Origin of the sequence: Formosa sp. A9 (assembly GCF_051200825.1) — a bacterium.
GTDB lineage: Bacteria > Bacteroidota > Bacteroidia > Flavobacteriales > Flavobacteriaceae > Formosa.
In genome coordinates this window covers 3,465,290-3,479,881 of record NZ_CP195158.1, presented here as the reverse complement: position 1 = coordinate 3,479,881, position 14,592 = coordinate 3,465,290, and the positions used below count along the sequence as shown (strand labels likewise).

16 protein-coding genes are annotated in these 14,592 nt (G+C 35.5%); 10 read left to right on the top strand and 6 right to left on the bottom strand.

Annotation, left to right across the window (positions count from 1 at the left end):
• The first annotated feature begins 1 nt into the window (after position 1).
• From ACR9EA_RS15300 to tsaB, 8 genes are all read left to right on the top strand, one after another.
• Positions 2-223 (top strand): hypothetical protein, encoded by a 222-nt coding sequence (locus ACR9EA_RS15300; protein WP_435134962.1) that lies wholly within the window; start codon positions 2-4, stop codon positions 221-223.
• A 142-nt stretch (positions 224-365) separates the two neighbouring features.
• Positions 366-1,067: an ABC transporter ATP-binding protein gene (locus ACR9EA_RS15295; protein WP_435134959.1), complete on the top strand. Its 702-nt coding sequence runs from the start codon at positions 366-368 to the stop codon at positions 1,065-1,067.
• On the top strand, positions 1,060-2,304 hold the full coding sequence (locus tag ACR9EA_RS15290; protein WP_435134957.1) for an ABC transporter permease: 1,245 nt from the start codon (positions 1,060-1,062) through the stop codon (positions 2,302-2,304). The genes ACR9EA_RS15295 and ACR9EA_RS15290 overlap by 8 nt, the downstream gene beginning before the upstream one ends.
• A gap of 1 nt (position 2,305) precedes the next feature.
• Positions 2,306-3,565, top strand: coding sequence for an ABC transporter permease (locus ACR9EA_RS15285; protein ID WP_435134955.1), 1,260 nt, complete (start codon positions 2,306-2,308; stop codon positions 3,563-3,565).
• Between the two features lie 24 nt (positions 3,566-3,589).
• Positions 3,590-4,747, top strand: coding sequence for an efflux RND transporter periplasmic adaptor subunit (locus ACR9EA_RS15280; protein WP_435134952.1), 1,158 nt, complete (start codon positions 3,590-3,592; stop codon positions 4,745-4,747).
• 54 nt (positions 4,748-4,801) lie between these two features.
• Positions 4,802-6,187, top strand: a complete 1,386-nt coding sequence (locus ACR9EA_RS15275; protein WP_435134949.1) for a TolC family protein — start codon at positions 4,802-4,804, stop codon at positions 6,185-6,187.
• A 9-nt stretch (positions 6,188-6,196) separates the two neighbouring features.
• The gene (locus ACR9EA_RS15270) at positions 6,197-7,474 is read left to right on the top strand and encodes an efflux RND transporter periplasmic adaptor subunit (RefSeq protein WP_435134946.1); all 1,278 of its coding nucleotides are present in this window, start codon (positions 6,197-6,199) and stop codon (positions 7,472-7,474) included.
• Between the two features lie 3 nt (positions 7,475-7,477).
• Entirely contained in the window at positions 7,478-8,152 is a 675-nt protein-coding gene (gene tsaB, locus ACR9EA_RS15265; protein WP_435134944.1) for a tRNA (adenosine(37)-N6)-threonylcarbamoyltransferase complex dimerization subunit type 1 TsaB, read from the top strand.
• Between the two features lie 2 nt (positions 8,153-8,154).
• On the opposite strand, the gene ACR9EA_RS15260 is transcribed toward tsaB, so the two are convergent.
• From ACR9EA_RS15260 to ACR9EA_RS15250, 3 genes are all read right to left on the bottom strand, one after another.
• A complete protein-coding gene (locus tag ACR9EA_RS15260) occupies positions 8,155-8,979 on the bottom strand; it encodes a mechanosensitive ion channel family protein (protein WP_435134941.1) in 825 nt (274 codons plus the stop codon).
• Positions 8,980-9,119: 140 nt separating this feature from the next.
• Entirely contained in the window at positions 9,120-9,323 is a 204-nt protein-coding gene (locus tag ACR9EA_RS15255) for a dodecin family protein (protein ID WP_435134939.1), read from the bottom strand.
• A gap of 77 nt (positions 9,324-9,400) precedes the next feature.
• On the bottom strand, positions 9,401-10,303 hold the full coding sequence (locus ACR9EA_RS15250; RefSeq protein WP_435134936.1) for a NifU family protein: 903 nt from the start codon (positions 10,301-10,303) through the stop codon (positions 9,401-9,403).
• Between the two features lie 300 nt (positions 10,304-10,603).
• Between ACR9EA_RS15250 and ACR9EA_RS15245 the strand changes: the two genes are divergently transcribed.
• Together ACR9EA_RS15245 and ACR9EA_RS15240 are read left to right on the top strand one after the other, a co-directional pair.
• Positions 10,604-11,614, top strand: a complete 1,011-nt coding sequence (locus ACR9EA_RS15245) for a PorP/SprF family type IX secretion system membrane protein (RefSeq protein ID WP_435134934.1) — start codon at positions 10,604-10,606, stop codon at positions 11,612-11,614.
• An 11-nt stretch (positions 11,615-11,625) separates the two neighbouring features.
• Positions 11,626-12,141: a gamma carbonic anhydrase family protein gene (locus tag ACR9EA_RS15240; RefSeq protein ID WP_435139904.1), complete on the top strand. Its 516-nt coding sequence runs from the start codon at positions 11,626-11,628 to the stop codon at positions 12,139-12,141.
• Between the two features lie 24 nt (positions 12,142-12,165).
• Here ACR9EA_RS15240 and murI read toward each other — a convergent pair whose 3' ends face one another.
• The 3 genes from murI to ACR9EA_RS15225 all read right to left on the bottom strand — a co-directional run bounded on the left by murI (position 12,166) and on the right by ACR9EA_RS15225 (position 14,579).
• Complete coding sequence (gene murI / locus ACR9EA_RS15235) at positions 12,166-12,945, bottom strand: glutamate racemase (RefSeq protein WP_435134931.1); 780 nt, start codon at positions 12,943-12,945, stop codon at positions 12,166-12,168.
• A gap of 66 nt (positions 12,946-13,011) precedes the next feature.
• Positions 13,012-13,521: an OmpH family outer membrane protein gene (locus ACR9EA_RS15230; RefSeq protein WP_435134928.1), complete on the bottom strand. Its 510-nt coding sequence runs from the start codon at positions 13,519-13,521 to the stop codon at positions 13,012-13,014.
• A gap of 32 nt (positions 13,522-13,553) precedes the next feature.
• Positions 13,554-14,579, bottom strand: coding sequence for an OmpH family outer membrane protein (locus tag ACR9EA_RS15225; RefSeq protein WP_435134927.1), 1,026 nt, complete (start codon positions 14,577-14,579; stop codon positions 13,554-13,556).
• Positions 14,580-14,592 lie beyond the last annotated feature (13 nt).

Genomic DNA, 14,592 nt, shown 5'->3' with positions numbered 1-14,592 from the left:
TATGAAAAAGCAACAGGTTATATTTTTTATTTTAGTAGTTATTGCAGTGCTTCCTGTCGAAGCACAATGTGCCATGTGCCGTGCTGTTTTAGAATCTGAAGAAGGACAAGGTACAGCAAAAGGCATAAACGATGGTATTGTATATTTAATGGCTATTCCATATGTGTTAATTGCAGGGATTGGTTATGCATTATACAGAAAATTTAATACCTCGAAAAAATAATTGATTTTTGGTGTAACAACTTAACGAATTTACAGTCTATTTATATGTAGTCTATTTAATAGAATACAAGCGAAGTCTTAACAAATTTTTAGTATAATCTAAATCCATATTTGTTTAACATTGCAATCGTTAAGTATGTAATATGATAGAAATAAAAGATTTACATAAGTCTTACCACATGGGAAGCAATTCGCTTCATGTATTAAAAGGAATAAATTTTAATGTTAAAGAGGGTGAGTTAGTATCCATCATGGGGTCTTCTGGTTCAGGTAAATCTACCTTGCTTAATATTTTAGGAATGTTAGACGAAGCCGATTCGGGCTCGTACACACTTGATGGTGTTCCTATTAAAAATCTTAACGAAAAAATTGCAGCGAATTACAGAAATAAATTTTTAGGATTCATCTTTCAATCCTTCAATTTAATTAATTATAAGTCGGCTTTAGATAACGTAGCTATGCCATTGTATTATCAAGGTATAAAACGAAAAGAACGTATAGAACGTGCAGCACATTATTTAGAGAAAGTGGGTTTAGCAGAATGGTCGCACCATTTACCTAACGAAATGTCTGGGGGGCAAAAACAACGTGTTGCTATTGCCCGTGCTTTAGCTAGCGACCCTAAAGTGCTTTTGGCAGACGAACCTACGGGAGCTTTAGATACCAAAACATCTTACGAGGTTATGGATCTTATTCAAGGCATTAACGATGAAGGCCGAACCATACTTATTGTAACTCACGAACCTGATATTGCCCAAATGACCAAACGTATTGTGAACTTAAAAGATGGTTTAATTATAAACGATACCAAAGTAGAACAAGTTAGAGCTTTAGCAAATGTTTGATATAGAACGTTGGCAAGAAATTTTTGAAACCCTTAGAAAGAATAAATTAAGAACTTTTCTAACTGGGCTTTCTGTAGCATCTGGTATTTTTATCTTGGTAATTTTGTTGGGTTTTAGTACGGGTATTCAAAATGGTGTTACCTCTCAGTTTCAGCGCGATGCATCAAATTTAATAAGTATTTGGGCGGGGTCTACAACTAAGGAGTATAAAGGCTTAAATCCAGGGCGTCAAATTCAATTTAAAAATAGCGATTTCAATACCATTGCTAGAAAGTATGATAAAGAAATAGAACATAAATCGTCGTTTTATACGATTTGGGGCGGACTTGTAAATTATAAAAACGAATCGGGAAATTATCGCATTCAAGGTATTTTACCCGGAAACCAGTTTATAGAAAATGCAGATATTGGACAAGGGCGATTTATAAATAATGCCGATGTAGAAGGCGCTAAAAAAGTAGCGGTTATTGGTAATCGTGTAAAAAAGGATTTGTTTAAAGATGAAGATCCGATTAACAAAGAAATTTCGCTTTACGGTATTAGTTACAAAGTTGTAGGTGTCTTTTTCGATCCGGGAGGAGAGCGCGACGAGAGCAAAGTGTTTCTTCCGTTGTCATCTGCCCAACGTGCGTTTAACGGCGCAGACAATATCCGTAACATGATGTTTACCTTAAACATATCGGATAATTTTAATGAAGCTGTGGTCGCCTCAGAGCAGATTACGAAGGCTATAGAAAACGATTTAAAAATTAGGCATACCGTAGCACCAGACGATACCAATGCCATACGTGTGTATAATACCATGGAGGAAGCCAAGCAAATCTATACCTTAATAAATACCATTTCTGCGGTATTTTGGTTTGTGGGTATAGGTACCATTATTGCTGGTGTGGTAGGGGTTGGTAATATCATGCTAATTATTGTAAAAGAACGTACAAAAGAGATTGGTATTCGTAAGGCTTTAGGCGCGCAACCCATGTCTATAGTGGGTATGATTTTACAAGAATCGGTTTTTGTAACAATGTTTTCGGGCTTGTTCGGCCTTATTTTAGGTTTAGCCTTGTTAGAACTTGTAGGTCCCTTAATAGAAAGCGATTTTATTAAATATCCGCAAGTAGATTTTAATACCGCCTTAACTACCGTATTTATATTAGTATTTGCGGGAGCACTGGCTGGTTTTTTCCCAGCTTACAGAGCAGCACAAATTAAACCCATAATAGCTTTAAGAGACGAATAAGATGTTTAGTAAAGATCGATGGAATGAAATATTAGAAGCGTTAAGTGCTAATAAATTCAGAACGTTTTTAACGGCTTTTGGAGTGTTCTGGGGCATTACCATTTTGGTATTGTTATTAGCGTTAACCAACGGATTAAAAAACGGCGTAACTGCCGATTTCGGGAATTTTGCCACAAACTCGATGTTTATGTGGGCGCAACGCACTTCTATTTCTTATAAAGGGCTTCCTAAAGGTCGGTCTTTTACTTATAAACTTAGCGATGTAGAGGCTTTGAAAGCTCAAATACCAGAGTTAAAATATGTGTCTCCTAGAAATCAGTTAGGAGGCTTTAATGGCGATAATAATGTAACGCGAGGTACTAAAACAGGAGCGTTTCAGGTTAATGGCGATTATCCAGAGTACATCAATCAGCAGCCTATGGATATTACCCGTGGCCGATTTATAAGTTATTCCGATATAAACAGTAAACGAAAATCCTGTGTTATTGGTAAAGATGTTGTAAAAGGGCTTTACGATAAAGATGAAGATCCTATAGGGACTTACATTAAAATTAATGGTGTAAATTTTATGGTGGTTGGTACCTTTAAAGCTGCTAATAGCCAAGGCGATCAGGAAGAAGATGCCAATACTATTTTTGTGCCTTTTACTTCGTTTGGACAAGCTTTTAATAGTGGCGATAGCGTAGATTGGATGGCGATTACTGGCGAAGACGGTATCAGTATCACCGAATTGAAACCTAAAATTTTCGATATCATAAAGGCAAGACATAAAATAGATCCGAAAGACGATAGAGCTATTGGTAATTTCGATTTGTCTGAAGCCTTTGGGCGTGTTAATGGTCTGTTTTCTATATTAAGTTTTGTAGGATATTTTGTAGGGGCGCTAGTACTTATGTCGGGTATTATCGGAATTAGCAATATCATGCTTATCGTGGTTAAAGAACGTACGAAAGAAATTGGCGTAAGACGTGCTTTGGGCGCTTCGCCATGGACTATAAAATCGCAAATTTTACAAGAAAGTTTAATATTAACCATTATCTCTGGTATGGTAGGTATTTCGTTTGCTGCGGGTGTTATTTGGCTTATGAATTATCTATTAGACCAAATGGGGCCTGTAGACAATTTTGTAAACCCTAGTGTAAGCATGTCTGTCGTATTTACAGCCTTAATAATATTAGTAGTTTCTGGTCTGTTGGCCGGGTTAATACCAGCCAATAGCGCCACTAAAATGAAACCTGTAGACGCATTAAGAATAGATTAAAAAAAGAAATAGAAGTCGTATAAAATGAAAAGAACAACTACCGTTATCGTATTGGTCCTAATTGTTGCAGTATTCGGGATCGCTTTATTTTACTTGTGGAAAAAAAATCAGGAAGATCCTATAACTTACACCACAGAATCGCCAGTAGAGCAAACCATTACTGTTAAAACTGTTGCTACAGGCAATATTGTTCCTAAGGAAGAAGTGCTTATTAAACCTAATATTTCTGGAGTAATAGAGGAAATTTATATCGAGGCGGGCGAGTATGTAAAGTCTGGCGATTTAATAGCAAAAATTAGAGTTATCCCAAACGTATCGTCGTTGGCCAGTGCTAGAAACGCCATTTCTACAAACGAAACAGCTTTGCAAACCGCAAAAATTAATTTAGAAACACAAGAGTCTAATTACCAGCGTCAAAAAGCATTGTTCGAAAAAGGTGTGATTTCTGAAAATGATTTCGAAAGCATCAAAAACACCTACTTGCAAACCAAACAAGCAGTAGCACAAGCCGAAATTAATTTAAAATCGGCCACACAAAATTACGACATTATAAAAACAGGAACCACTTCTGGTTTAGGAAACATCGCCCAAACACTTATTAGATCTACCGTTTCGGGAATGGTTTTAGATGTTCCTGTAAAGGAAGGAAACCAAGTTATAGAGGCTAATAATTTTAACGAAGGAACATCTATAGCGTCGTTAGCCGATGTAAACAAAATGATTTTTGAAGGGAAAGTAGACGAAAGTGAAGTAGGTAAAATAACAGAAAATCTGCCATTAGAAATTACGGTAGGTGCTATTGAAGATAAAAAATTTGATGCTATTTTAGATTACATCGCTCCTAAAGGCGTTGAAGAAAATGGTGCTATTCAATTCGAAATTAAAGGTACACTTAAAAAAATAGATAGCACTTTTATTAGAGCAGGTTTAAGCGCCAATGCTTCTATTATTTTAGACAAAGCCGAAAATGTTTTGGCTATTAATGAGGCTTTGGTACAGTACGACGATAAAACCAAATTACCTTTTGTAGAGATAGAAACAGGAAATCAGAATTTTGAAAGAAAAGATGTGCAGTTAGGTATTAGCGATGGTATTTTTGTAGAAGTAAAAGAAGGACTATCAAAATCGGATAAAATTAAAGTTTGGAACCAAATTCAAGGCACTCCAAAATATGCGCAATAATTTTTTGTAAAGCAGTGTAACACTTTAATACCTATCTAGACATATATAATGATTATGAAAAAAATTATCTTAATAGGCGCTTTTCTTTTAGGAGGAATTACATTACAAGCCCAGAACAATAATAAATGGACCATTCAAGAATGTGTAGATTACGCTCTTGAAAATAACATTACCATAAAGCAGTCGGAGTTAGATACGCAATTGGCCGATATAGATAAAAATCAGGCAGTCATGAACTTTTTGCCTAACTTATCGGCAAATTCATCATATAATATCAACACAGGTTCTAACATTAACCCGGCAACAAACCAGTTCGAAAACCAAACGTTTAAATCGTTAAGTGGCGGAGTAAACTCGGGGGTGAATCTTTTTGCAGGGCTTCAAAACTGGAAAAATTTACAGCGTTCAAAATTAAATGTGTTGGCAAGTCAGTATCAATTAGATAAAATGAAAGACGACATTTCTATAAATGTTGCTAATGCTTTTGTGCAGATTTTATTTAATAAAGAGCAATTAAAAGTGTTACAAGCTCAAAATAAAATTACTAAAGAAAATTTAGAAAGAACTCAGGAGTTAGTGAATGCAGGGGTATTGCCACAAGGCGATTTACTTGAAATTAAAGCGACCGATGCAACCCAAAAACAACAAATTATTGCCGCAGAAAACAATTTGTTTATTTCTAGAGTGGGTTTAGCACAATTGCTTAAAATTGAAGATTACCAAACGTTTGATGTTGTAGAAGAAGATTATGGTATTTTTTCGGATGATATTTTAGATAAAGACGCTAACGAAATTATTGCTAAAGCTAAAGAAGAAGTTTACGATGTTAAAATTGCCGATATGAATTATCAGTTGGCACAAAAAGATTTAGAGTTGGCACGAACCGATTATTACCCGACACTCTCTGCTTTTATGGGGTATAACACCAGATGGTCTAGTACAAATGTAGATCCATCTACGGTTATAGTTAGTCCATTAACAGGAGAAGTTATTTATTCTGGGTCTAGAATGCCTTTTATAGATCAGTTATACACTTTTGATGGTACATCGTTTGGATTGCAGCTTAATATTCCTATTTTTAACAGACTAGCTACTAGAAATAATGTAAAGCGTAGTCAAGTAAATGTAGAGCGTTCTAAGTACCTGTTAGAGCAAGCCAATTTAGATTTAGAGGCCACAGTGTATCAGGCGTATAACGATGCTAAATCGGCTCGTTTGTCTTACGATGCTGCTAAACAAACCGCAGAGGCAAGACAATTGGCTTACGAGTATGCCGAAGAGCGTTATACAGTAGGCTTGTCTAATGCATTCGATTTTAATCAATCTTCCATTCAATACGAAAATGCACAGTCTGATGTGGTAAGAACAAAATACGAGTACATTTTTAAACTTAAAGTTTTAGAATTCTATTTTGGAATCCCAATAGACGAAATTAACTAACCAAAACTCATGAGCAGGAAAAAACTTACCTTAATTATTTCTTTAGTCGTTGTTATACTCGCTTTGCTAATTGTAGGAAAAAAAGCAGGCTGGTTTGGCAAACAAGGCCATTTTAAAGAGATAGAAACCAAAGACATTTCAAAATTAGATATTATTGAAACCGTATCGGCTACTGGTAAAATTCAACCAGAAGTAGAGGTGAAATTGTCTAGCGAGGTTTCAGGGGAAATTATAGAACTGCCAGTAAAAGAGGGACAAGAAATAAAAAAGGGCGATTTATTAGTACGTATAAATCCAGATATTTATCAATCTAGTTTAAATCGTTCGCAAGCAACGCTACAAAATGCTAAATCTGGTCTGGATCAAGCATTGGCATCTTTAAAAGAGGCTAAAGCCAATTACGATAGAAACAAACAACTTTACGATAAAGGCATTATTTCTAAAGCCGATTGGGATAAAGCCGTGTCTACTTACGAAATTGCCGAAGCCAATAAAGCCTCAGCGTATTTTAATATGCAAAGTGCTGGTGCTACGGTAACAGAAGCTAAAGACAATTTAAATCGTACAACAATTTATGCTCCAATGAGCGGTACCATATCTAAATTAGATGCCGAATTGGGAGAGCGCGTAGTAGGTACGCAACAAATGGCTGGAACCGAGATTATGCGAGTGGCGAATTTAAATAATATGGAAGTAGAAGTTGATGTGAACGAGAACGATATTGTAAAGGTTCAGATTGGCGATTCTACCATTGTTGAAGTAGATGCGTATTTAAAAAAACAGTTTAAAGGTATTGTTACCGAAATAGCGAATTCGGCAGATGGCGAACTAACTTCAGACCAGGTTACCAATTTTAAAGTTAAAGTAAGAATTCTAGAAGAATCGTATGCCGATTTGGTGAAAGACAAACCAGCGTCTTATTCTCCATTTAGACCAGGTATGACGGCTACGGTAGATATTATTACCAACAAAAAATTAGATATTATTGGCGTGCCTATAAGCGCTATTGTAATAAAAAACGATACAACCACAGTAAAACCAGGCACCCCAAAACCAAAGGTAGAGGATACCGATAAAAAGTTTGAATGTGTTTTTGTTAAAGAAGGCGATGTAGCTAAATTACGAGTGGTTACCACAGGAATTCAAGACAATTCAAATATTGAAATTACCTCGGGATTACAAGAAGGCGATCAAGTTATTACAGGACCTTACAATACCGTTTCTAAATCGTTAAACAGTGGCGATAAAGTGGGGTACAAAGCAGAAGACGATAAAGAAGAAGAATAAAACGTGGCGTTAATACTAAACATAGAAACAGCAACTACAAACTGTTCGGTCTCATTATCTAAAGATGGTGAGACTTTTGCATTATTGGAAGATAACGACAAAAACTATTCGCATGCAGAGCGTTTGCATACTTATATAGAACAGATATTACAATCGAATGATTTAGAGGCTAATAATTTAGATGCCATTGCTGTTAGTAAAGGGCCTGGGTCTTACACAGGGCTTCGCATAGGCGTATCGTCTGCTAAAGGATTGAGTTATGCGCTTAATATTCCATTAATTTCTGTATCTACTTTAGAGGCTTTAGCACATCAAATGCAGCCAGAAAGTGGTGTTATCATATCTATGCTAGACGCAAGACGCATGGAAGTATATTCGGCTATTTACGATACTAATTACAATGCTATTCGCGCTATAGAAGCTGAGGTTTTAAATGAAAATTCGTATGGCGATTATTTAGAACAAGGTATAGTTTATTTTATAGGTAATGGTGTGGCTAAAACTAAAACCTTAATAACGCACCCCAATGCTGTTTTTATAGAGGATAAATTGCCATCGGCCAGAGAAATGGGAATGTTAGCCGAATATAAGTACAAAAAAAACGACATCGAAGATGTCGCTTATTTTGAACCTTATTATTTAAAAGATTTTGTGGCTTTAAAACCAAAATCTAAATAACATTATGCTTCTTTCTGAATTTCTACAGAGTGTGGGTAAGGAATTTCTATACCAGCAGCATCTAAGTCTAATTTAATGGTTTCGGTATTTTGGAAGTGAACATCCCAATAATCGGCTGTTTTTACCCAACCTCTTACAGCAAAGTTAACAGAACTTTCGCCCAATTCGGTTACCGCAACTAAAGGAGCAGGATCTTGTAATACTTTTGGATTAGAGGTTAAAACATTCATTAATACCTCTTTTGTTTTCTTAATATCATCATCATAACTTACTCCAACAATCATATCCAAACGTATTTTGTCTTCGGCGCTGTAATTAGTAATGTTACCGTTAGATAGTTGCCCGTTTGGTACTATAACCAATCTGTTTTGTGGTGTGTTAAGATGTGTGGTGAAAATTTGAATTTCTTTTACTGTGCCGGCTTCGCCTTGGGCTTCAATGTAATCGCCAACTTTAAATGGTTTAAATAACATTATTAATACACCACCAGCAAAGTTAGCTAAAGAGCCTTGTAGGGCTAAACCAATGGCTAAACCAGCGGCACCTATAACAGCGGCAAACGATGTTGTTGGTACACCTAATACGCCTAAAATGGTAATGATCAATAATATTTTTAAAACCCAGCTAATCAGGTTTAGTAAAAACTTCTGAAGGCTTTCTTCGTAATTACTTTTAGCCATGATTCTTTTAGTGGCATTAAGCATCGCTTTAACAGCCCAAGAACCAATAATCCAAAAGGCAATAGCACCAATAATTTTTAAACCGTAAGTGCTACCAAAATCTATTATTTTTTCTGTCCAATAACTTAATTCTAACTTTTTTTCCATGTATTTAATTTATTGATTTTTTATAATAGGCAAAGCTAACAAAACATTTTAAAAGCTAAGTTATAACCTAAGTAAAATAAGTATAAACAAAAAGCACTTTTGATATATCAAAAGTGCTTTTTAGTTTTTAGAATTAGTATTTAATGATTCACTTCGAAGGTGATTTTTACATTAACACGGTATTCATCAATATCTCCGTTTTTAACCGTTGCACTGTGTTCTTTAACATACACAGACTTAATGTTTTTTACGGTTGCTGCAGCTTCTTTTACTGCTTTTTTTGTAGCATCCTCCCAACTTTTATTAGAATTGGCAAGAATTTCAATAACTTTTAAAATAGACATAATTTTTAAATTTAAGTGGTTCTCTTAAAATTACAAATACTATATCTATAGTCTTGATAATGAATTGTTAAAGTTGCTTACCCGTTAATGGCTTCAACCCGTTCTACTTTATCGTGTAACATTTCTTTAAGCATGTTTTCTATACCATTCTTTAAAGTGAAAGTAGACGACGGACATCCGCTACAAGCACCTTGTAAAATAACCTGTACCGTTTTAGTGTTCGGGTTGTAATCTTGAAATTGAATATTACCACCATCGCTAGCAACCGCTGGTTTAACATATTCTTCTAATATGTTTATAATCTCTTTAGAAGTGTCGTCTAATGCGTCAAATTTTTTATCGACTTGTGCTGTTGTTTTTTCTAAAGTTTCAGTAGCTTCTGGACTAACAACCTCTTTACCTTGTTCTATAAAACTTCTAATAAATTCGCGTAGTTCTAGCGTAATGTCTTGCCATTCTGCGATATCGTATTTTGTAATAGAAACGTAATTTTCGTCTATAAAAACACTTTTTACAAACGGAAAATGAAATAATTCTTGAGCTAAAGGCGATAATTTTGCATCGTCTATAGAGGTGAATTCAAATAAGGCTGTTACTAGTTTTTTGTTGGCAACAAATTTTTGTACAGCAGGGTTGGGTGTACTTTCGGCGTAAACGGTTACCGCTGTTTTTTTAGGAGCTTGTTCTTCAATAACTACAGTACCACCGTTGTTTAAATAATCGGCAATTTGCGTGGCAACTTCGTCTTGTACATCTGGCCAGTTTACAATATTATAACGTTCTATAGCTATAAAGTTGGCAGATATATATACTTTTTTTACAAATGGTAAATAAAACAATTGTTGTGCTAGAGGCGATATTTTGGCTTCGTCTATATTATTAAATTCAAAGCTCTGGTATTTTGTGATAAATTGATTGAGTTCGAATTTTAATATTGCTGGATTTGTGGTTTCTTGTATAGAAACACTATATGTTTTCATGATCTAAAATTTTTACAAAAATACGAAAACTAACGGTTCTAAAAAGGCGGTTTTAGGCTTATTGCTAGTGCGTGCAGATTCTTTATTTCAGTTTTAGAAATAATTTAGGTTTTTCTGGTGAAAAAGCTAAAGTGCTGATAAATAGCAGTCGTCTTTTGAGTTTTTCTTTAAGATTTACGTAATATCAGTAAAATATATCTGAAATCTCTTGGTTATAATTTATATATTTGAACCATTCGGGGTAGTATAGCCATTTTTTTTGGTCCCTAATAACTACTAATAGCAAACGGTAATAAAACAATGACATTAAAAACACTAAAGGTTTTCCTTTTTTTTATGGTCGTAATACCCTTTTGTCGTGCACAAGAAGGACTTCCAATTTACTCAGATTATTTAACAGATAACTATTACCTAATCCATCCGTCTATGGCCGGTGTAGCCAACTGTGCCAAAGTGCGCTTAACGGCAAGACAGCAATGGTTAGGAACAGACGATGCACCTAGACTTATGACTTTGAGTGCAAATAGCCGTATAGGGGATAGCCCCTCTGCTGTGGGTGGTATTTTATATACCGATAAAAACGGTTACCATTCGCAAAGTGGTGCTTATGCAACTTATGCCCATCACTTAATGTTTTCTAGAAACGAACTAGATCTTAACATGTTGTCGTTTGGTTTAAGTGCTGGAGTTGTACAATACCGTTTAGACGAGTCGGCGTTTATCGATGGTGGTTACGACCCAATAATAGCTGGAATAGACCAAAGTGCATTAGATTTTAATATCGATTTTGGAATGTCTTATCATTTTTTAAATACGTACATACACGCTACAGTTAAAAATTTAATTAACAACGAAGGCGTTAACAACGATATTGAGGTTACCAGTAATTTAAGACGTTATTTATTTTCTGTAGGTTCGGTATTTAGCACCAGACTGGAAGGGCTGTCGTGGGAACCGTCTATACTATATCAATATAAAGAAGGAACAAAGGAGTCTTTAATAGATGCTAATATCAAATTGTATCAAAACTTCGATACAGCAAGTTTATATTTAGGGTTGTCTTACAGACGTAGTTTAGACCGTGCAGACAATCCGGATTTAGATGCTGTTTCAGACGACGTGTATAAAAATGCCCAATATTTTTCGCCACTTGTGGGTGTAAATTATAAGCAGTTTATGTTCGCATATACATACACTTATCAATCTAATGCAGTGGTTTTTGATAATGGTGGTTTTCATCAGTTTACGCTTGGTTTTAATTTTAATTGTAGAAAAATTAAATACGAGTGCGATTGTCCTTCGGTTAACTAATACTAAGTTTTATCATGGTTATTAAATCTGTTCGTGGTCACGCCCCTCAAATACCAGACGATTGTTTTATTGCAGAAAATGCTACAATTGTAGGAGAAGTGTCTTTTGGTACTCAGTGTAGCGTTTGGTTTAATGCTGTAATTCGCGGTGATGTTCATTACATAAAAATTGGCAATAAAGTTAACATACAAGATGGTGCTGTTATTCACGCCACTTACCAAAAGTCGCCCACAACCATTGGTAACAATGTGTCTATAGGGCATAATGCTATTGTACATGGCTGTACCATACACGATAATGTGTTGGTTGGTATGGGTAGCATTATTATGGACGATTGTATTGTTGAAAGTAATTCTATAATAGCTGCGGGTGCAGTTGTTACAAAAAATACTATAGTCGAGTCTGGAAGTATTTATGCTGGTGTTCCTGCTGTTAAAGTAAAGGATATTAGTGAGGACCTCATTTCGGGAGAAATACACAGAATCGCCGATAATTATATTACCTATTCAAGTTGGTTTAAAGAATAAAATTCGGTTTTTAAGAACGAAGCTTTAAAACTTTAAATAGTCTACTTGGTAAGGCTTGCCTAACAGCGTTTCCATAACACTAGTAGATGCATTAGAGTAGAAGAGATGTTTCCCTAAAGATGCGGACGTATTTAACGTGTTATTGTGTACTAGTACGGCTTTGGTTTGTTTTGCAACAGCTTCACCAGAATCGATAATTTTTACGTGTTTCGGAAGCAATTTTAAAAGCAAAGGAAGCACATAAGGGTAGTGCGTACACCCAAGTACCAAATAATCGATATTTGCAGTAATCATAGGCTTTAAATAACGTTTAAGCAAGGTTTCCATTTCAGGACTTAAAGCTTTGCCTTCCTCAATTAATGGCACAATACCTTCGCCTATTTGCTCGATTACCTGTACGCCATTGCTGTATAAGCTACTTGTATTATGGAATAGTTTACTACTTAATGTACCCTTTGTAGCCAATATACCTACCGCTTTGGTTTTGCTGTTTAAGGAGGCCGGTTTAATTGCTGGTTCTATACCTATAAATGGAATGTTATATTTTTGCCTAAGTTCCGAAATGGCATTAGTTGTAGCGGTGTTGCAAGCTACTACAATAAGTTTACAGTCTTTGTTTAAAAGCCACTCGGTATTTTTAATACTTAAATTTAAGATGTCTTGCGGCGATTTACTGCCATAAGGCGCATTGGCACTATCGGCCAAATAAATTGTGTTTTCGTGTGGTAACAGGGCCTGTATTTCTTTAAATACAGAAGTGCCACCTACACCAGAATCGAATATGCCTATGGGTTGTTTGCTCATGAGGTCAAAAATAAAAAAAAGCCACTTTATATAAAGTGGCTTTTTTAGTATTTCTTAAGTGTATAATTAGAAACCTAATTCTTTTTTCACATCAGCTAATAAGTTTTTACCATCGGCCATGATTACACCACTACCTTGAGAAGAATCTAATACATACTCGAATCCTTGAGCTCTAGCTACTTTTAAAATTGCAGCTTTAGCTTTTTCGGTAATTGGTTTTAAAAGATCGATTTCTTTTTGTTGCATGTCTTTTTGAGCTTGAGCTTGATACTGGCGAATGTTTTGCTCCATAGACTGTACTTCTTGCACACGCTTAGCGTTTTCTTCTTGTGTTTTTGTAGAAGATTCTGCGTCGTACTGTTTTACTTTAGTATCAAGTTCAGTCGCCATATTTTTAATGTCTGCTTCGTAAGTTTTACCCAACTTATCCATTTGCGCTTGTGCGGCTTTCATTTCTGGCATTGCAGATACCAATTCTTGGGTGTTAATATGGGCAACTTTACTTTGTGCTTGTACAAAAGATGTTGCTCCAATAAATAAAGCAGTTGCAATTAAAAGGGTTTTGATTTGTTTCATTTTTAAAGTATTAATTTGTGTATAAAATTTAGTTAATTACTGTCTTCGTTATTTGTTGTATTGTTCTCGTTTGCTTCGCGTTCTTGTTTTGCTTTTTCACGTTCTTCTAAAATGCGTTGTTTGCGTTCTTCTAGTTCCCGTTGTCTTGCTTCGCGATCTCTTAATTTTTGTTCTTTACGTTCTTCTAAAATTTGTTCTTTAGTTTTTGGTGTTCCGTCTTCGTTAAGTTCGGAGGGCTCTAAAGTATCATTATTTTCTGAAACTTTATTTCTTGCGTCCAATTTTTCTTGCCTTTCTTTTTCTCTTTGGTCAATAATAGCTTGTCTTCGGGCTTCGGCCTCGGCTTTTTTAGCGGCGCGTTCTTCTAAAATTTCTTGGCGACGTTGATCTTCTAGGGTTTCTCTGGCTTGTCGTTTTTCTTCTAAAGCTTGTTCTCTGGCTTCGGCTTCAGGGTTGTAGTCTGGTACAACTTCTTCGGCTTCGGCTGCTCGTCTTGCTGCTTTGTTTTGGGCTTGTTGGCGTTTCGAGGCTCTGCTTATGCTTCGTAATACCAATTCGCTTATATCGTAGCGTTCTGCAGAGTATAACATGACTACATCAGCTGACTTATCGAATATAAAGTCGTATTGTTTAGAGGCTGCTATATCTTGCACTGCTGCAAAAATTTGATCTTGTATGGGTTGTATTAATTGCTTTTTTTGAAGCATTAAATCGCCGTTAGGACCAAAGCGTTTTTGTTGATAGTCTAATATTTCTTTTTCTTCAAAATCGATATCTTCTTTGCGTTCTTCGTATAGCTCTTTAGTGAGTAATGCCTTTTCGTTGCTTAAGTTTTTACGTTTTTGGGCAACATCGTTTAGTTTAAGTTCTATGTCGCTTTTCCAACGTTTAACTTTGTCGTTAAGTTGTACTGTGGCATCTTGGTATTCAGGTACGTTCTCTAATATATATTCTGTATCGATATAACCTATTCTTACACCGCGTTGTGCCGTGGCGTTAAGACTTAGTAAGCATACTACAGTAAGTAATAAAAGAACGTTTAGTTTCATTTGTTTCATATTAGTAATTTAT